We start from the raw sequence: 16,908 nt of genomic DNA, 5'->3' as shown, positions 1-16,908 counted from the left end.
AAGGCAAGCGATCGTAAGGATCGCTTGCCTGTTTTGGTCATCCTATTATTAATTGACAGCTAGATGAATTCGCTACGCACTTACACCTTGACTCCATTTATAGAAGCCGTACCCCAGCCTCTCGTATAACTCTAAAAACCCATTTCCGGCTTGTATAGGTTCAAGTGTCACCTTAATCGATTTAGTAGTGTCACGCATATGAATGAGCTTACCCACCCATTCTCCATTTAACATATCTTCTTTCACCTGCTGCATAGTTTGACTTACGTACATGCAGTTCCACCTTTCCTGTGCCTCATATTAGTGGACAGTAACCTTCTATACCCGCTGCCTCTAACTATCATTTCAGGTATTCATAGTTTTTGCCGCTATTCGATTATATAGAAAGTGGCGGATAAATGATGTCACTTTCCGTTGTCGCATATTAGGTAGTTTTATCGACTCTATTGTATAACTACGATTGTGTTAAAAATCGTTTGAAATGAGATGTTATTGACAGATCCGCTACTGAGTGTTACTATATAGCGGTAGTTAGTATTACTGAATACAAGTGATACAGAATAGCAAGGAGTGATTGTGCTGGAAAATCTAACGGAAATGCTCAAAGGGGTGCTCGAGGGCTGTATCCTTGAAATAATAAGCCGCAACGAAACCTACGGCTACGAAATCACGCGGCGCCTGAACGCCCTTGGCTTCACGGATGTTGTGGAAGGGACGGTGTACACCATCCTGATTAGACTTGAAAAAAACAAGCTGGTGGAGATCACGAAGAAACCCTCCGATATGGGACCGCCGCGTAAGTTTTTCGCGATTAATGAAGCAGGGCGCCAGGAACTGAAGAGGTTCTGGGGAAAATGGGAGTTCATATCATTAAAGATGAACGAGTTAAAGGAGGAGAAGTAATGAATTTCTGGGAAAAAATCACTGGCAGTGACATGACTAAAGAATTCAAAGCCTTTGAAGCGCGCGTCAAAAAGCTGCCGGCTGACTATCAAGCGGCATGGAAAGACATTTACTCCAATCTTTTTCAGTATTCGGATTTTACCGGTCGTAACCTCATGCCGATTCTTGATGGTGTTCTAGGCCTGCTTGAAGAAACGGCTGCGGACGGTCAGAGCGTCCGAGAGGTTCTGGGTGACGATATCAAAGGCTTCTGTTCGGCGCTAGCCGGCGAAGAAGGAGCGAAGTCTTTCCGCGACAAATGGCGTGAGCAGCTTAACTATAGTATCGCTAAAAAATTAGGTAAATAGGAGGGTAAAATGAGCATACGAGATATCATCGAAGGCAAAAAAGAGTGGCGTTCGCACGTGGCGCGCGTCAAAGCCCTCCCGCGGGATTATCAGATCGTTTATAAAGAGATCCAAAAATATCTCTTTAAGGTCGGTCCTGTCGAGCCCACCGATTGGATGGGAGTGCTCTCGGGGATTATCGATCTTTTCGAAGAGGGGGCGGCCTTGGGGAAAGGCGTGCTTGAAGTGACGGGCAGTGACGTTGCGGCATTCTGCGACGATCTGATCAAAAATTTAAAAACCTACGCTGATAGAAATCAGTAGAGGAAAGGAAAGCCGGTCAGCATGCTGAACCGGCTTTTTTCTTGGCTTTGTATGAAAACGGCACGAACACACCGGGACTAAGCTCGCCTTTCATCAGGCAAATGATGTGATAAGATCAGGCAATCCTTTGAGAATATTGTTATAACCATCACCGCGTTAGCTATAGCATAATAAGGAGGCACACTTTAACTATCTATTGGTAGATAAGTTAGGAATAAAAACATTCGAATGAGGTGATTGGAATGACCGAGATAACAGCTGTATTGAAGAATAGATTTGATGCCATTGAGAAAAGAATCATCTTGGTATTGAATCAGTTAGACGACCAACAAGTTAACTGGCGCCCTAACGAGTCTAGCAATAGCATAACAAATTTAATTGTTCATATAAGCGGGAACATTAATGAGCGGATTGGCATGGCCATGAACAATAAACCATTCTCCAGAGATCGCGATAAGGAATTTGAAACGCAATTTAAAACGAAAGCTGAATTAATCGAACTAACCCATACTTCATTTGGCGAAGTTCAAACCGCTTTAACCGGAAATCGTGAACAATCGAACCTAGAGATTTTTATTCAGAGCGCGACGCATTTCTCTGAACACATGGGACAGATTTTATATATTGCCAAGATTCTAAAGGACGAAGACTATATAACAACATCCGTGCCAAAGAAGAAATCACTATGAACCAGACATTCATATTATGGCCGGTATCGTTATTTTTCTGGCTGGATCCGTATTATGCGGTTTATAACGAGCTCCGTCCCCTTAGGACGGAGCTTTTTGTTTTATTTGGCTAAGTAAGCCTTGCGAAGGGGGATCTATGAGCTTGGTTAGGCAGCTGCGGCTTATAGGTACTGCAGAAACCGACAGCGTGCGTGACGCTGCCGATGCATACCCAACCGGTCGTCATGACGAGATCCCCTTGTTGGCGAAAATGGATGATCTTGCAATGCATGCAGTAATAAGAATCGGTATTGACTAACAATCGATTAACCACCTTGTTCATTTTATTTACAGAACTATACCATAATTAGTTTATGTTGGGATGCGGTTAGATTTAGGAGTGTGGTAGAGAAAATTAAGATTGTTTGCCAAGTTAGATCAGTTAGGATAGAAGTAAAACCTTTTGCTGAAACGTAGTTTAGCTGCATGAATATCCTCCATAAAAAGAGACAAAATAATTTTGTTGTTGGTAATGGAAACTTAAGGAGGGGAGATAATGGAGAATTTCAGAAATAAATTACGAAACAGACGTTACATCGCGCATGTTAGCATATTGGGAACAACGCAGCTGCACAAGCGCAACCCCATTACAATAGCCTGTTGGTCCATAGCTTTTCCGGGTTTTGGACATCTGCTCTTAAATAAATATTTGCGTGGATATGCTCTGATTCTGTGGGAGATGTTTATTAACCAGAAAATTCATTTGAATTTAGCCATCATATATACCTTTAACGGTCAATTCCAGGCAGCCAGAGATGTAATGGATCCCAAATTCATGTCTCTTTATATCCCTGTTTACTTATTTGCGATTTATGATAGTTATCGAACGGCTGTGGATTTAAACAAAATTTATCTCTTGGCTCAAAGGGAAAAAGGACGGTTTAATCAATTTAGCATCGGGGCACTGGAAATCAATTACCTTGATAAACGCAAACCATGGATAGCTGTTTTATGGTCCATGGGGATTCCGAGCCTTGGCCAGCTTTACTTGCATCGTATTATTTTGGCTATCTTTATTTTAATAAGCACGATTCTGATCATTTGGAACTCCAATCTAATCTTAGCCCTACACCTTCTGATCATAGGGGATGTGGCCCTCTCCTCGTCGGTTCTTGATAAGCAATGGTTCTTGTATTTCCCCTCCTTTTATTGCTTTACCATTTATGATGCCTATACGAACACGGTGGAAAATAACAAGCTGTTTGATGATGCTCAAAAACAATATCTTATAGAAAATTACCAGCCTGCCGGGCATCACATCACAATAGGAGATCAATAACGATGCAAATATTGGCAACATTCGAGTATTCAATGTTTGTTGAAATTGCCATAACAGAACTTGAGGAAAAAGGAATCACAGCCATTTACGCAGTGCCGCTTGATTTGCGTAAAAAAGAACCAAGACTTCTTGATAGCATCCACCGGGCTGATGGACTGTCCTTTATCGATAAAGGCATGATTTTTGCCTTCTTGTTAGGAACCATCGGTGCTAGTAAAGGTTTCGTGTGGCGAGGAGGACCAATAATTTGGGGAGTTGCCGGTTTTATTCTGGGCTTTCTTATAGGCGCTGCCTTGAGTTGGATTATTTATCTTTTGAAACGGGACAAAAACCAGCAACAAATTAAAAAAGGGAATAAGGGAGAAATTATATTAATTGTTACGTGTGAATCCAATCAGGTAACGGTTGTAGAAGATATACTCTGGGACCATAGAGCTCTTGGCGTGGCTATAACAGGATAACGGTTGCCGATATGCTCGGCAGCCTTTTATTTTTTGACGAATGCTATCTTTTGTAGTATAGCTAACTTATAGTAGTTGAATAGGAGGAGTCTATGGCAAATACACATGTCTATTCCAAAAAAGAAGAAGCAGCTAACGCAATCACCCATGGCATTGGTGCCGGATTGAGTATTGCCGCATTGGTACTGCTCATTGTCAGGGCGAGTTACATTGGTGAAGCCTGGCATATCGTATCGTTTATCCTGTTTGGATTTTTTATGTTTATTTTATATATGTCATCAACCCTTTTGCATAGCTTTCCGGAAGGAAAAGTAAAGGATCTGTTTGAAATTTTCGATCATGGATCGATATATTTGTTTATTGCCGGCACATACACGCCGTATCTGCTCGTTACGATACGAGGTCCGCTCGGTTGGAGCTTATTCGGCGTTATTTGGGGCCTTGCGATCAGCGGCGTGGTATTTAAATGTTTTTTTGTAAAGAGGTTTCTATTCCTATCTACGCTTGGTTACGTCATTATGGGGTGGATGATCGTATTTGCATGGGGAGCTCTAGTTGATCATCTAGCCTATGGCGGTCTTGTGTTTTTGGTCGTCGGCGGGGTGTGTTATACAGTCGGCAGCGTCTTTTATGTATGGAGAGGATTCCTTTACCATCATGCTGTATGGCATCTCTTTGTTATCGCCGGATCGATCTGTCATTTCTTTTCGATTCTTTTGTATGTTTGAGAAACATAGGAATTCATGAAGGCCGCGAAAATCGCGGCTTTTTTGTTTCGCTAAGAAACGCTTTTTTGGACTTTTCGAAAAATACGGACTTAAAAAGATCCCAACGCAACGAAATCCTATATTGGCCGCCAAGAACAAAAACATGCATGTAATTTTAGGAGGTACATTTTGAAGAAGAAAATTTCCTATATATTAATCGGTGCAATATGCTCAAGCATACTTTCTTACGGCTTAGTTGCTTACGCGGATAACGATTCTTCCGCAACAAAAGAGGACAACCGGGCAGCAAGCGATACGTACGTTGTCCCGTCAAAAGCTGATGAGGCTGTGGTTAAGCTTGCGTCTGCTCAACCGAGCAACAGTGAAACTCCAATTCAGCTTGAACAGCTGAAAGCATTGGATTTGAAAATCGATGGCGATAACGTAAAAGTTAAGATCGAGCTCGAAAAGGAAGAATCAAAGACCGAGTCCAAGGTGGAAATTAAAATTGCCGAGGATCGGAAACAATATTTGACAGGCGATGAAGCGACTCAATTCATTCAGCAGCTGCTTGCAGCTATCAAGATTCAAGCTAACATGGACAAGCAGCAAGTGATGGATGCGTTATTCACTCATTTTGCTGTCGAGCCGGCTAAAGTCGAACTGAATATCGATATCAAATTGAAGGATCGTCCGGAAGAACTGAAATTCAAGGAAGAGAAAGACGAAGACGCTGACGTCGAAGCTGACAAGGACGATACGAAAGTTCAAACCATGCAATCAAACGTGCAAGAAAATCAGAAGGCACAGCTTGCAGCTAATGATCAACCTACCAAGCAAGAGCAGAAAAAAGCTTTGATTGCACAGAAAAAAGCGCTGCAGCAAGCTTGGCAGAAGGCTCATAAAGAGCAGCAAGAAAAGAAGAAACAGCAAAAGCAATTGAATCGCAGCGATCGGGACCACGACCAGAATAAAGGTCAAAAAGGTGACGAAGACGATGATGATCAAGGCGAGGACCACGACCGTGACGGCGATCATGGTAAACACCAAGAACATAAAGAGCATGATGACGAGGATTAATGCAACTCAAATAAAAAAGGCCCCATGTTGGGGCTTTTTTGATATCGAATAGATTTTCTTGTTTTATATTTTACTTCCATACATTTATGGGCTTAATGTTTTTGCTATTTCCCAGTGCCGGCAATCCATAGAAGTCTTCGATTGTACGTAGCATATTATAATGATTTGTTTTGGTTATATAGGCTTGCGGTTTGATTTTTTGGCCAATCATAATAGTGGGGATTTTATTCTTAGCACTCCTATCGTCTTCGTCCCAGGTCAGAATAAAGATGCTATTATGTTTTTTTGCCCATTCAATATAGCCCGCCATGTTGTTCTTTAGCCAATCGTCCGCTTCTTTAATTGTTCCATCATGTATGTCGTGTTTTAGATTTGGAACAACAAAGGAAACAGTTGGAAGTTTACTGTAGTCCTTTGGAAAAGAGATAAACGGCATATTTACTTTTGCAGAAACGTTAGTGAAATCAACCCAGGGGTTATGTTTTCGAGCATACAGGGTTTTAAGGTCGTAGGGGCCGGTAAATCCTGCACTTGGCAATCCTTCAGAATAACCACCAAATGTGTAGCCGTGTTTTATAAGCTCATTAGCTAAATTATCTGTTTTAAAAGTATGGGATGGCTTATCATCGGTTACACCTTGATTCGAACCGGAGAAAAGATCGATATAGTTCGGCTGGCTAGGGTGTTCAATCGCAAAATGATTAGTTAGATTGGCACCGTTTTTTACGAGTTGATTGATATAAGGGGCATTTTTATTTCCAATAATCTCCTTGTAGGAGTGGTTCTCTTCTACAACAATGACGATATGATTCGGTGCTAAACGGGTTTGCGTTGTTGTGCTAGAGGCATGAACCGTTTTAAAGCTTTCTTTTAAAAAAGGACTCATTGAAAAACTCATTACAACAAGCATAACGCTAACCATTCCAATTTTCTTTATTTTCATACTAGGCCCTCTCTTTTGGGTGCTCAATTTGCCGTGAATTTTACTATCATAACTTGTATTTTCCCAAATAGATGCACCTTATGATGGAATTAATATTTTTTTAAGATTTGAGGGGCGGACATTGTCCGGCTCTTTTTTTTTGTCCGTATTATTTTGATATTAATATCCAGTTAATAAATTATTTATTATTTTACGTTAATCTACAGAGGCAAAAATAATCGATATTTCCTTTGATATCATTTGAAAGGGGCATGAAAATGGCTGCTTCTCCAAGAGAGTATAACCAGCTTTTAAGCAAGGTTCCGCAAGTAACGATTTTTTTCTGGCTGATTAAAGTTTTGTGTACGACAGTGGGTGAAACATTCTCGGATTTTTTAAGCGTTAATGTAGGCTTGGGTTTGCCGGTGACTACCTTGGTAATGGGGATCGCATTTGCAGTTGTACTCTATATTCAGTTTAAAACATCGAGATACAACCCGTTAATCTATTGGCTTACCGTAGTGCTTATTAGTGTGTTTGGCACTCTAGTTACCGACAATATGACGGACGGATGGGGAGTGCCGCTTGAACAAAGCACAATCATCTTCACTCTGTTGTTAGCATTAACTTTCCTATCCTGGTATGCAAGTGAAAAAACGCTATCCATCCATTCGATTTATACGTTTAAAAGAGAAGTATTCTATTGGCTGACGATTCTGTTTACTTTTGCTTTAGGTACAGCCGTGGGAGATCTTTATTCGGAACAGCTCGGTCTTGGATATTTAAAAACAGGCATCATCGTGCTTGTAATCATTGCTTCTGTTTTTGTCGCATGGAAATTAAAGCTAAATGAGATTTTAGCTTTTTGGATTGCGTATATTTTGACCAGGCCGCTAGGAGCTTCATTAGGAGATTATTTGTCCCAAACGAAGAAAAATGGCGGCTTGGAGCTCGGCGCTACAGTAACAAGCGTAATATTTCTCATAGCTATATTGGCGGTTATCCTTTTACTGGCCGTAACTAAGCTTGATTTAATCCCGAAATCCGAGGAAGTTAAGACGGGTGGTCAACGTACGGGTATCCAAAAGGTGTGGGTGCAGTCCATCTCGACAATCGTTGTCTTGTTAGTTGCAGGAATTGGCGGATACAGCTGGTGCAGTCATAATCTTGTGCCGCAGGTTGATTCTTCGCAAACAACCTTGAGTGGACAACTGGACGGTTTCATACAACTTGAAAACGACATTCAGAATAGCATCACCGGCAATGACTGGAAATCAGCAAAATCTGGAGCCGATGATCTGGAACATAATTGGGATAAGTCGGAGCCTAAGCTAAGAAAAATAGATCGAAAAACATGGACGCAAATTGATGGCACGATTGACAATGTTCTTGCGGCCGTCCGTAGTAAAAATCCGGATGCAGGTAAGAGTAGTACCGTTCTTACGGATTCATTAAATGTATTAAACTCATCCAATCAATAATTTTGACAGGAGTAGACAACGATGTACATTTACAAAGACGCATTTAAAGCCAACCCAGCAGAAATGCTAGCGAAAGTACCTGAAATCACGTTATACTTCTGGATAACAAAGCTCCTTACAACAGCTTTGGGAGAAGTAGCTTCGGATTATTTATTCGAACGATTAAATCCGATAATCTCATTACCCATAAGCGTAGCCGTTTTTATTGCAGCCATGCTCCTTCAATTCAAGGTGCAAAGGTATATCGCCAGCTTGTATTGGCTTGTTGTAATCATGGTTAGCATATTTGGAACAACGGCTGCTGATGTAATTCGCGTAGGACTTGGAATACCCTATATGGCTTCAACCTTCTTTTTTGTTATCATGCTGGCCGCGGTACTTCTAACCTGGTATGTGAAAGAGAAAAGCTTATCCATACACAGCATAAATACCCGGAGAAGAGAAGTTTTTTATTGGTTGACTGTTCTAACCACATTCGCCTTGGGTACTTCTGCAGGGGACCTAACGGCTTCCAGCCTGCATTTAGGATACTTGGATTCCGGGATCATGTTCTTCGCCTTATTACTTATACCTGCATTATGTTATTGGCTGTTTAATATGAAGGAAGTAATAGCCTTTTGGTTTGCCTATATCTTGACTCGTCCTGTTGGCGCTTCGTTTGCGGATTGGTTCTCTGCAGCGCATGCCGATGGGGGAGTGGGATACAGCAAAGGAGCTGTTAGTCTGGTATTGTTCATTGCCATAGTGATTCTAGTTGCCTTTCGAGGCGGTGTTGCCGCAAAGATGCAGGAGAGTCCGCAAGCGGCGGTCAATCATTAATCAACGCATAAACAAACATGACAGTAGCCGATTATATTTACCGGCTGCTGTTTTTTGTTAGGATAACTGTGCGAAATTAATGGAAGTGGGTTAATGCAATTGGAACATTATAGTAAAATAAGAGGGTAGGTGAAGCCAGAAACAATTGAGGAGGAAACAAAGCATTTATGGGCAACGACTTTTATCGAAAACTAGGGGCTGCTTTTATAATATCCGCTGGAGTAATCTATACATTCGAACGTGTGGGCTCTTTGCTGGCTCGCAGCCGCGAAATTGTAGCTATGTATGAAGTAAACATGCATGCCATACCGCAAACGCATATCGCAGGCTTCTTCGATAATATTTTTGTACCTGTTCTTACGTTCATTGGCTTAATACTGTTCGTATACGGATTCCCGAAAAAAATAAAATAGGAGGAGACAATTGATGATACGAGTTCCGTACTTCGATAACGCTATAGTTGAAATCGTTGAGGAGATCGACCCAAGCGATATGAAAGCGGCTGCTGCTTTGAAGGCATTTCTTTCTCTTACGGAAGAAGACCGGTTGGCGGACTCTCGCCACGTCTATGCTTACTATAAGGACTTTCATGAGGCGGTTGGAGGAGAGGATTGGCTGGACGAGGAGATGGGTATTCCGCAAACCCCCGCTGATATTTGGGCGCATGTTACCCCTGGCGATATAGAGGTGCAACAAGGCTGGAACGGTGACGACAACTGGTATGTCAGCATGGAGGCGAACTGCAGCTGGGAAGTAGAGCACGGCTTGATGATGGTGTGGCGTAACGGTACGGCGCTGACCAAGGTAGGCGGCTATGACGGTCATTTAACGAATGTTAACGCCTTTGCCGATCCCACCTTGGAAGATGTTGTCTATTCGGCGTCTGATCCGAAATATACGACTCGCTTGAGCGATTAGTGTCCGCCGCAAATTCCTGTTGGCACATCCGCATACTTCTTCGTATAGAATTCTTACTATAGAAGTTATTACGGGTGGTTCAGTCAAATTCCGGTACGATACTTGCGTTCGCTGGAGGAATCCCGTTTCGTGCGGTCTTTCTCCTTTTCGTCCTGCTGCTCAATGGTCTGGTCCTCTACTGGGATCGGATCAACTGTGCGTTCGCTAACATACTTGTCGAACAGACTCTCTTTCTCCGTTGGAACGCCTTCCGGATTGTCACGCTTGCCCTGCTGCTTGCGCCGGCGGTCGGCGCTTCGTTCGAATGGATTCATCGCTGTCACCTCCCATCGTTTATAGGAATGCTTACCCTGTTTTTCACTGTTCTCAAACGGTTTGCAGGAAAAGCTTCCCTGTACAATAATAAGAGGGAGACCTTTAGTAGAGGATGAGGAATTATGGACTTTACACCGCTTTCCCGATTTATCGATCGCATCACCGCCTGGCGCATTCCATGGGCGGAAGTGCTTGTTATGCATCGCAATGAGACGGTTTTCCGCTATCGCACCGGCTACACTGATCTGGAAGCGAAGACTCCGGTAGACGAGAACGGAATTATCTATCTTTATTCGCTTACGAAAATACTAACGTGCGCGGCTGCCCTTCAGCTGGTTGAAAAGGGAGCGATTCTGCTCGGCGATCCGATCTCCGATTATTTGCCTGAGTTCAGGGAGATGGCAGTTAAAAAGAAGCAGAGCGACGATGAGAGTACAACGGAGTTGTCGGAGCGTCCGATTACCGTGCGAGACTTGTTTGCAATGACGGCTGGATTTTCCTACGATCTCGTTTCACCTTCCATAAAGGAAGCTGCGGAGCGTACAAACGGCCGGCTGCCGACCCGGGATTTTGCGAAGGCTCTCGCTAAGGAGCCGCTGCTATTCGAGCCGGGGACCCGGTGGAACTACAGCCTCTGTCATGACGTTCTTGCAGCGCTTGTTGAGGAGATTGACGGAAGGCGGTTCGGCACCTACGTGCGCGAAGAGATTACGGAGCCGCTAGGCATGCTCGATACCGGCTTCAACCTTTCTGATGAGCAACGCAGCCGGCTTGCACCACAATATGTTTATGACGATACACAAGGCAAGGCTGTTCTTATGGACGGAGACTGGTACCGCATCGGAACGGAATTCGAGAGCGGCGGTGCCGGCCTGCTGTCAACCGTAAGCGATTATTCGCTTTTCCTGAACATGTTGACCAATCGCGGCACAAGCCCGGAAGGCGTGCGCATCTTGTCAGCCGCCAGCGTTGATCTGATGAGGGCTGACCATCTGACCGGGCATACGCGGAGCGACTATAACTGGGCGCATCATGCCGGTTACGGTTATGGTCTTGGCGTAAGAACTCATATCTCTAAATCGGGGAGCGGCTCCCTGTCCTCGCTTGGTGAATTCGGCTGGAGCGGAGCGGGCGGCTGTTACGCGATCATCGATCCAGAGTCGCGGCTGACCGTCATGTATGCGCAGCATTTGGTGAACAATCAGGAGCCTTACGTGCATCCCCGATTAAAAAACATCGTGTACTCTTGCTTGTCATAAGGTAGCTCTGCCAAACGATTCATATATTTGTAGTGCCTTTAATTACTTAATGTGTTACTTTTATAAGTAATTTCCATTAATGAATTGGAGGTAGAACAATGAATTTTGAATGGATGAATGAGAGCGAAATCATTGAAACGGATGGAAGAATAGAGATTCAGGCGACAGAGAAGAGCGACTTTTTCATTAACCCTGGAGCAGTAGCAGATGAAGGGATCACGCCGGAATCACTATGCAATGCGCCGTTTTACTATACGAATATATCCGGGGATTTTGTTATGCGGGTGAAGGTGTCGCATGATTTCAAAGATACATACGATTCTTCTTCCATTATGGTAATGAAGGATCTCACGCATTGGGCAAAGGCTTGCTTTGAATTGACTGATTTTGATACTCACGCGGTTGTTAGCGTTGTTACGAAGGAAGAATCGGATGATGCGAACGGCTGCAACATCGATGATAATACGGTATGGCTGCAAGTTTGCAGGAGCGGAAATTCCTTTGCCTTCCACTATTCTACGGATGGCGAAAATTTTTATATGATGAGATTTTTCGCCTTGCCTGCGGATGAAACCGTTAAAGTCGGTTTATTGGCACAAGCGCCGTTAGGAAACGGCGGCAAAAGAATTTATGAAAATCTGACCATTGAAAGAAAAACGGTCAAAAATATCCGCATGGGTAAATAAGGTTTGGGACAGGACAGCAGCCGGCAATTGCCGGCCGCTGTTTTTATTATCAGTAGATCGTTTTTATCATCTATCATTTCGGCAGGTAGATTAAGCCCAGTCGCGGACCCATTTTTTCATCTCGAGCAAAATGCCGCTGAATGCCTCTCCCTTGGCTGTAAGCCGGTATTCAACTGTCGGCGGGACGGTAGCATGGATACTGCGAATGACGACCTGATTTTCCTCCAGGTGTCGAAGCGTCTCCGTGAGAGATTTGGAGCTGATCCCATGAATAGCGGTTTTAAGCTCGGTGAATCTTTTCGTTCCATGAAAGAATAGCTCGCGAATGACAAGAAAAGACCATTTGCCGCCAATGATTCGTAATGACTTCTCAATCTCGCATTCATAGATTTCTGGGTTTCCCATTGATGGTTGCCTCCTATGTTTAGGTGAACATTTCTTCGAATAGTATTCGAAGAAGCAGGGCGATTTTCCTCCCAATAGTCACCGCAAGGTAACAAACTATGGTTAAAGTGCGTACTTACGGAAACGTTGAAGATCGATTAAGATAGGGCAGAACGTTATCCTAAGGAGGTTCGTTATGTATACGAGAAAGCTGGGCAAAACGGGAATTGAAGTATCCGAGATCGGTTTTGGAGCATGGGCAATCGGTGGCGATGCATGGGGACCGGTTGATGATAACCAATCCTTGCGGGCAATGGAAGCGGCAGTTGAGAAAGGTGTCAACTTTATTGATACGGCGGATGTTTATGGCGATGGCCGGAGTGAAAAGCTGGTGGCCAAGCTGATCGAGGGCAGGCGGGATAAGCTCGTTATTTCAACCAAAGGGGGATTAATGGGACATCACCGCGACCCAAAGGGAGAGGCAGTCTATGATCGGCCTTCCAAAGTCATCGAAGCGTTCGAGAACAGCCTGCAACGTTTAGGCACGGATTATATCGATGTTTATTTCTGTCATCTGTGGTGGGATAAAGAAGAGGAGACGGAAGCCTTCATGGAAGCTTTCCGGCAGTTGAAACAAGACGGCAAAGTAAAAGCCGCTGGCGTCTCCACCGAGAACTTCGATTACATAAAACATTTCAACCGGGATGGCAGCTTGGATGCCGTGCAGCTCGATTACAGCATCCTGAACCGGTCTGTTGAAACCGAGGTACTGCCTTACCTGCAGCAGCATGGCATCGCTGCCGTTGTTAGAGGTCCGTTGCGGATGGGAATTCTAACGGGGAAGTTTAATAGAGAAACGACTTTTGTTGACGGCGACATCCGGAGGAATTGGCCAAAGGAACCTTGGTTTGTTGAGAGCCTTGCCAAAGTGGAAGCGCTTAGGGGGCTTGTGAATGATGAACGTACCTTGTCGCAGGCTGCTCTCCGTTACGTGCTGAATCACCCGGCGGTTTCCGTTGCGATTCCAGGTGCAAAGACGGCGGAACAAGCAGCTCAAAATGTATCCGCCTCTGTTCGGCCGCTATTATCTGAGGATGATTGGAAGATCATCGAACAAATTTAGCCACTTCATAGGGAGGAGCGTCAAACGATGAAAGTACTTGTAACCGGTGCATCCGGCAATGCGGGACAAGCGGTATGCCGGGAGCTGCTGCAAGCGGGCCATCAAGTGAGAATGGCGGATGTTATGCCTTCCGGGGCAATAAATGAGGGGGAAGCCGAATTTGTCCGTTGCGATACGCGGACGGTCTCGGATGTTCAGCAGGCCGTACGGGGGATGGACGGAGTTATTCATTTAGCGGCTTGGCATTGCGCCCATCAACCGCCTGTCAGCGACGATACGATTTTCGCGGTTAACGTGGACGGTACCTACAATGTATTGGAAGCATGCAGAAAAGAAGGTATTCGTTCAATAGTTTACGCATCGTCGATGGCTTATGGCTGGGGATCTGTCTATGGCGTCAGCAAGGTAATAGGCGAAGATCTTTGCCGAGCCTATCATGAGATGACGGGCGCCTCCATCGCGATGCTCCGTTATCATGAATTTATCCCTAGACCGTATCTGGAATTCGGAGCTAGACTGCTGCGCAACGGCGTTGACCGCAGGGACATTGCTTCGGCGACGGTTATGGCGCTCGAAGCGGCGGCTGCGGAAAAGTTCGGACTGTTCCAGACGATTATCCATACGAGCCATGGCATGCCCGAGCATGTGCGGTCCGATTTTGCGCGATTAGGGGCGGAGTGGTGCGAACAGCAGTTTCCGGGAAGTGTCAAATTGCTGGAGACCTACGGCATCGAATTGCCAAAGGAAGTTGAGCAGCATGATTTATCCGAAGCGAAACGGGTTATGGGGTGGCAGCCTCGGGTTGGCTTTATCGATTTCCTGCGGGATCTAAAGCAACGGAATGAACAGGGGCTTGAAATACATGGCCTTGTCGTGCCTTCCGAACTTCCGAATTGATGGTTCAAATACGTGAATGGCAGCGGGACTCCTATCCGTTGCCATTTTTATATGTTGCCTTACCGCAATAAAAATAGCTTCAGTAAAAATAGTTTGTCCCGGTTTACAATGTTCGCTTATTGAAAAAACGTTTCTCTAGACCCACTTAAACTTTGGCTGATACTATTGATAAAGTCATGGATAAGCCGAAGGGAGTTTTCTGAGAAGCATGGAGCAGCAACAACGTTATGAAAATCTTAAAATGGGCGAACGTGGAGCTATTGTCAGCATTATTGCTTATATCTGTTTATCCGCGCTCAAATTGATCATAGGAAATATCTCGGGATCGGAAGCATTAAAAGCGGACGGGTTAAACAATGCAACGGATATCGTAGCCTCTATAGCAGTGCTTATTGGTTTAAAACTAGCTCAAAAGCCGGCTGATGAAGATCATCCTTACGGCCACTGGAAATCGGAGACTATCGCCTCCTTAATCGCTTCTTTTATTATGATGGCGGTTGGTATAGAGGTGTTAATAAATGCGGTTTCATCCGTATTTAGAGGCAGCGAGCAATCCCCTGACTTCATTGCGGTGTGGACAGGGTTATTTTGCGCGGCGGTTATGTACGTTGTTTATCGTTACAATATCAATCTGGCTAGAAAAATTAAAAGCCATGCCGTTATGGCTGCTGCCAAGGACAACATCTCGGATGCTTTGGTGAGCATAGGCGCGGTGATTGGCATTGTTGGTTCTCAGTTTAAACTGCCTTGGCTTGATCCCGTTACAGCTGTCGCGGTTGGACTCATTATTTGTAAAACGGCATGGGATATTTTCCGTGAAGCCTCCCACCACTTATCGGACGGTTTTGACGAGGCAGCTCTACAGGACTTCAAAGAAAAGGCAAAGCAAGTTGAGGGAGTTGAGGATGTTAAGGATCTGAAGGCTAGGAACTATGGCAGCAATGCCGTGATTGACGTGGTTTTGTCGATCGATAAAAACCTCGATTTCCATAAAGCGCATGATGTAGCGACAGAAGTAGAGAATGAATTGAAAAAAACTTCGGAAGTGCTTGAAGTGCATGTGCATTACGAGCCAGCGAAATAAAGGATGAATCGGCAGCCGGAAGATATGAACTGCATGCTCTATAAGGTTTAATACGATCTTGCTTTTAGAGACGCAGTTCATAATCAGGCTAATTCATCTGATGGTGCCCATGGAGATGATTTTAACGCGAACGTCGAAATCAACCTCCGCATGCGAGAAGGCTTCTCCCCACTCATCCTCAAAGGATTTGAAATGTTGGTATTGGAATGCGCGAGCATAAATACCGAACCCCACCGGATCGATTCGATCACGTTGGAATTTGCGAATTAATTTCTCCAACTGATCCTGCATTTGCTGCGTGAGTTGCGTCTCAAGCATATCCGCATTGTTTTGGATATCGTACTTGAACAGCTGTTCCGTCAAAGCCGCCGACACCTTCATTTGTACCCGGAACCGGAACCGATCATCCGAATAGGAAGATTTAATCTTCGTATCGATCTTCCGAATCCCGAAGCTAGCCTTGTCCAATTCGAAGACGTCTGCATTAGGCTCCCCGGGAATGGCGAAGGAAAGAGTAACCCCTTTGGCTGCTTTTTTCTTCAACAGGTTTAACAGTACGCTCTCTTGATAGCCAAGCGAGGCTGCATATTTCCCCTTATGCGTTAATAAGGCCGTTCCTATTAAACGAAAGCTTTTCTGCATGGAGTCATAATCGACTTCGCTCAAACTTGGCGTAAGCCCTTCTTCGAACGTTTGCCGGTGCATGTCCTGAACGGTAGTGAGTACCGTTGTTCCCCGTTTGCTCTTGGAATCAACCATCCCGCGCAATAGAACGGGCAAGGGAGGCTGCTCTTTCGGTTTAACAGCAAACATTTCTTCCACGGGGCCGTCGAAGGCGACCATTCGGTCGAGAACGGTATTTCGCGCATCCCGGAAAATGACGTCCAAAATTTTAAACCAGTCCTCGTGCTGCAGCAGCTTTCGTCCAACGATCAAAACCTGATAATTCCTCCCTTCCAGTGCTCCGGAAGTGTAAGCATCCTGCAAGCTTCTTGATTCACGGAGGCTGGATAGCGGAATATTGTATTGCTGCACGTCATTGCTCTTATCCCCGAATACCGGGTTGGAGACGTAAAACCGCAGCTTATTATTCTTATCGAGATCAATGCCCGCGGCTAGCGGTACTGCCGCTTCTTCGAGATCAATCTTATCTCCGCACCCGGGAAGCAAGAGAATAAACAGAAGAAGAATTGTTGTAATCCTCATCGTTTT

Annotated in this window: 21 protein-coding genes; 16 read left to right on the top strand and 5 right to left on the bottom strand. The window is 44.6% G+C overall.

Translation table 11 applies throughout. The features are described from left to right. Positions 1–72: 72 nt before the first annotated feature. Positions 73–273 carry a hypothetical protein gene (locus tag PJDR2_RS22840; RefSeq protein ID WP_015846096.1) on the bottom strand — a complete coding sequence of 67 codons (201 nt, stop codon included), beginning with the start codon at positions 271–273 and terminating at the stop codon, positions 73–75. Positions 274–597: 324 nt separating this feature from the next. Here PJDR2_RS22840 and PJDR2_RS22835 point away from each other — a divergent pair, with 324 nt between their 5' ends. From PJDR2_RS22835 to PJDR2_RS22800, 8 genes are all read left to right on the top strand, one after another. Beyond that, positions 598–903, top strand: a complete 306-nt coding sequence (locus tag PJDR2_RS22835) for a PadR family transcriptional regulator (protein ID WP_322597440.1) — start codon at positions 598–600, stop codon at positions 901–903. Beyond that, complete coding sequence (locus PJDR2_RS22830) at positions 903–1,250, top strand: DUF1048 domain-containing protein (protein WP_015846094.1); 348 nt, start codon at positions 903–905, stop codon at positions 1,248–1,250. The genes PJDR2_RS22835 and PJDR2_RS22830 overlap by 1 nt, the downstream gene beginning before the upstream one ends. Before the next feature lie 9 nt (positions 1,251–1,259). Next, on the top strand, positions 1,260–1,553 hold the full coding sequence (locus PJDR2_RS22825; protein ID WP_015846093.1) for a DUF1048 domain-containing protein: 294 nt from the start codon (positions 1,260–1,262) through the stop codon (positions 1,551–1,553). A 242-nt stretch (positions 1,554–1,795) separates the two neighbouring features. Then, positions 1,796–2,242, top strand: a complete 447-nt coding sequence (locus PJDR2_RS22820; protein WP_015846092.1) for a DUF1572 family protein — start codon at positions 1,796–1,798, stop codon at positions 2,240–2,242. A gap of 535 nt (positions 2,243–2,777) precedes the next feature. After that, complete coding sequence (locus PJDR2_RS22815) at positions 2,778–3,560, top strand: hypothetical protein (RefSeq protein ID WP_041613575.1); 783 nt, start codon at positions 2,778–2,780, stop codon at positions 3,558–3,560. A 2-nt stretch (positions 3,561–3,562) separates the two neighbouring features. Continuing rightward, positions 3,563–4,021 (top strand): hypothetical protein, encoded by a 459-nt coding sequence (locus PJDR2_RS22810; protein ID WP_041613573.1) that lies wholly within the window; start codon positions 3,563–3,565, stop codon positions 4,019–4,021. 92 nt (positions 4,022–4,113) lie between these two features. After that, a complete protein-coding gene (gene trhA / locus PJDR2_RS22805) occupies positions 4,114–4,749 on the top strand; it encodes a PAQR family membrane homeostasis protein TrhA (RefSeq protein WP_015846090.1) in 636 nt (211 codons plus the stop codon). A 168-nt stretch (positions 4,750–4,917) separates the two neighbouring features. Then, positions 4,918–5,808 (top strand): YusW family protein, encoded by an 891-nt coding sequence (locus tag PJDR2_RS22800; RefSeq protein ID WP_015846089.1) that lies wholly within the window; start codon positions 4,918–4,920, stop codon positions 5,806–5,808. A gap of 70 nt (positions 5,809–5,878) precedes the next feature. Here PJDR2_RS22800 and PJDR2_RS22795 read toward each other — a convergent pair whose 3' ends face one another. Next, entirely contained in the window at positions 5,879–6,751 is an 873-nt protein-coding gene (locus tag PJDR2_RS22795) for an alkaline phosphatase family protein (protein ID WP_015846088.1), read from the bottom strand. Between the two features lie 257 nt (positions 6,752–7,008). Here PJDR2_RS22795 and PJDR2_RS22790 point away from each other — a divergent pair, with 257 nt between their 5' ends. The 3 genes from PJDR2_RS22790 to PJDR2_RS22775 all read left to right on the top strand — a co-directional run bounded on the left by PJDR2_RS22790 (position 7,009) and on the right by PJDR2_RS22775 (position 9,948). Further along, positions 7,009–8,211: a hypothetical protein gene (locus PJDR2_RS22790; protein ID WP_015846087.1), complete on the top strand. Its 1,203-nt coding sequence runs from the start codon at positions 7,009–7,011 to the stop codon at positions 8,209–8,211. Positions 8,212–8,232: 21 nt separating this feature from the next. Further along, complete coding sequence (locus tag PJDR2_RS22785; protein ID WP_015846086.1) at positions 8,233–9,030, top strand: membrane protein; 798 nt, start codon at positions 8,233–8,235, stop codon at positions 9,028–9,030. Between the two features lie 426 nt (positions 9,031–9,456). Further along, complete coding sequence (locus tag PJDR2_RS22775) at positions 9,457–9,948, top strand: DUF6985 domain-containing protein (protein ID WP_015846084.1); 492 nt, start codon at positions 9,457–9,459, stop codon at positions 9,946–9,948. Positions 9,949–10,031: 83 nt separating this feature from the next. Here the strand turns inward: PJDR2_RS22775 and PJDR2_RS22770 are convergent, their stop codons facing one another. Next, on the bottom strand, positions 10,032–10,262 hold the full coding sequence (locus PJDR2_RS22770; RefSeq protein ID WP_015846083.1) for a hypothetical protein: 231 nt from the start codon (positions 10,260–10,262) through the stop codon (positions 10,032–10,034). A 123-nt stretch (positions 10,263–10,385) separates the two neighbouring features. Here PJDR2_RS22770 and PJDR2_RS22765 point away from each other — a divergent pair, with 123 nt between their 5' ends. Together PJDR2_RS22765 and PJDR2_RS22760 are read left to right on the top strand one after the other, a co-directional pair. Next, complete coding sequence (locus PJDR2_RS22765) at positions 10,386–11,522, top strand: serine hydrolase domain-containing protein (protein WP_015846082.1); 1,137 nt, start codon at positions 10,386–10,388, stop codon at positions 11,520–11,522. Positions 11,523–11,620: 98 nt separating this feature from the next. Beyond that, on the top strand, positions 11,621–12,208 hold the full coding sequence (locus PJDR2_RS22760) for a DUF1349 domain-containing protein (RefSeq protein ID WP_015846081.1): 588 nt from the start codon (positions 11,621–11,623) through the stop codon (positions 12,206–12,208). A gap of 90 nt (positions 12,209–12,298) precedes the next feature. On the opposite strand, the gene PJDR2_RS22755 is transcribed toward PJDR2_RS22760, so the two are convergent. Beyond that, a complete protein-coding gene (locus PJDR2_RS22755) occupies positions 12,299–12,613 on the bottom strand; it encodes a winged helix-turn-helix transcriptional regulator (RefSeq protein WP_015846080.1) in 315 nt (104 codons plus the stop codon). A gap of 175 nt (positions 12,614–12,788) precedes the next feature. On the opposite strand from PJDR2_RS22755, the gene PJDR2_RS22750 reads away from it, so the two are divergent. The 3 genes from PJDR2_RS22750 (at position 12,789) to PJDR2_RS22740 (ending at position 15,696) form a co-directional block, all read left to right on the top strand. Next, a complete protein-coding gene (locus tag PJDR2_RS22750) occupies positions 12,789–13,715 on the top strand; it encodes an aldo/keto reductase (protein WP_015846079.1) in 927 nt (308 codons plus the stop codon). A gap of 27 nt (positions 13,716–13,742) precedes the next feature. Continuing rightward, positions 13,743–14,612 (top strand): NAD-dependent epimerase/dehydratase family protein, encoded by an 870-nt coding sequence (locus PJDR2_RS22745; RefSeq protein WP_015846078.1) that lies wholly within the window; start codon positions 13,743–13,745, stop codon positions 14,610–14,612. A gap of 208 nt (positions 14,613–14,820) precedes the next feature. Next, positions 14,821–15,696 carry a cation diffusion facilitator family transporter gene (locus tag PJDR2_RS22740; RefSeq protein WP_015846077.1) on the top strand — a complete coding sequence of 292 codons (876 nt, stop codon included), beginning with the start codon at positions 14,821–14,823 and terminating at the stop codon, positions 15,694–15,696. A gap of 93 nt (positions 15,697–15,789) precedes the next feature. Here PJDR2_RS22740 and PJDR2_RS22735 read toward each other — a convergent pair whose 3' ends face one another. Further along, positions 15,790–16,902 (bottom strand): Ger(x)C family spore germination protein, encoded by a 1,113-nt coding sequence (locus PJDR2_RS22735; protein WP_190276165.1) that lies wholly within the window; start codon positions 16,900–16,902, stop codon positions 15,790–15,792. Between the last annotated feature and the right edge of the window lie 6 nt (positions 16,903–16,908).

This window comes from Paenibacillus sp. JDR-2 (genome assembly GCF_000023585.1).
Taxonomy (GTDB): domain Bacteria; phylum Bacillota; class Bacilli; order Paenibacillales; family Paenibacillaceae; genus Pristimantibacillus.
This window is presented reverse-complemented; position numbering and strand designations above follow the sequence as displayed.

What these genes read in the sequence shown, in the direction of transcription:
- PJDR2_RS22735 (WP_190276165.1), bottom strand. Translation starts at nt 16,902, where the DNA reads ATGAGGATTACAACAATTCTTCTTCTGTTTATTCTCTTGCTTCCCGGG.
- PJDR2_RS22790 (WP_015846087.1), top strand. Translation starts at nt 7,009, where the DNA reads ATGGCTGCTTCTCCAAGAGAGTATAACCAGCTTTTAAGCAAGGTTCCG.
- PJDR2_RS22750 (WP_015846079.1), top strand. Translation starts at nt 12,789, where the DNA reads ATGTATACGAGAAAGCTGGGCAAAACGGGAATTGAAGTATCCGAGATC.
- PJDR2_RS22775 (WP_015846084.1), top strand. Translation starts at nt 9,457, where the DNA reads ATGATACGAGTTCCGTACTTCGATAACGCTATAGTTGAAATCGTTGAG.
- PJDR2_RS22755 (WP_015846080.1), bottom strand. Translation starts at nt 12,613, where the DNA reads ATGGGAAACCCAGAAATCTATGAATGCGAGATTGAGAAGTCATTACGA.
- PJDR2_RS22840 (WP_015846096.1), bottom strand. Translation starts at nt 273, where the DNA reads ATGTACGTAAGTCAAACTATGCAGCAGGTGAAAGAAGATATGTTAAAT.
- trhA (WP_015846090.1), top strand. Translation starts at nt 4,114, where the DNA reads ATGGCAAATACACATGTCTATTCCAAAAAAGAAGAAGCAGCTAACGCA.
- PJDR2_RS22830 (WP_015846094.1), top strand. Translation starts at nt 903, where the DNA reads ATGAATTTCTGGGAAAAAATCACTGGCAGTGACATGACTAAAGAATTC.
- PJDR2_RS22815 (WP_041613575.1), top strand. Translation starts at nt 2,778, where the DNA reads ATGGAGAATTTCAGAAATAAATTACGAAACAGACGTTACATCGCGCAT.
- PJDR2_RS22810 (WP_041613573.1), top strand. Translation starts at nt 3,563, where the DNA reads ATGCAAATATTGGCAACATTCGAGTATTCAATGTTTGTTGAAATTGCC.
- PJDR2_RS22795 (WP_015846088.1), bottom strand. Translation starts at nt 6,751, where the DNA reads ATGAAAATAAAGAAAATTGGAATGGTTAGCGTTATGCTTGTTGTAATG.
- PJDR2_RS22825 (WP_015846093.1), top strand. Translation starts at nt 1,260, where the DNA reads ATGAGCATACGAGATATCATCGAAGGCAAAAAAGAGTGGCGTTCGCAC.
- PJDR2_RS22745 (WP_015846078.1), top strand. Translation starts at nt 13,743, where the DNA reads ATGAAAGTACTTGTAACCGGTGCATCCGGCAATGCGGGACAAGCGGTA.
- PJDR2_RS22835 (WP_322597440.1), top strand. Translation starts at nt 598, where the DNA reads ATGCTCAAAGGGGTGCTCGAGGGCTGTATCCTTGAAATAATAAGCCGC.
- PJDR2_RS22760 (WP_015846081.1), top strand. Translation starts at nt 11,621, where the DNA reads ATGAATTTTGAATGGATGAATGAGAGCGAAATCATTGAAACGGATGGA.
- PJDR2_RS22820 (WP_015846092.1), top strand. Translation starts at nt 1,796, where the DNA reads ATGACCGAGATAACAGCTGTATTGAAGAATAGATTTGATGCCATTGAG.
- PJDR2_RS22770 (WP_015846083.1), bottom strand. Translation starts at nt 10,262, where the DNA reads ATGAATCCATTCGAACGAAGCGCCGACCGCCGGCGCAAGCAGCAGGGC.
- PJDR2_RS22765 (WP_015846082.1), top strand. Translation starts at nt 10,386, where the DNA reads ATGGACTTTACACCGCTTTCCCGATTTATCGATCGCATCACCGCCTGG.
- PJDR2_RS22785 (WP_015846086.1), top strand. Translation starts at nt 8,233, where the DNA reads ATGTACATTTACAAAGACGCATTTAAAGCCAACCCAGCAGAAATGCTA.
- PJDR2_RS22740 (WP_015846077.1), top strand. Translation starts at nt 14,821, where the DNA reads ATGGAGCAGCAACAACGTTATGAAAATCTTAAAATGGGCGAACGTGGA.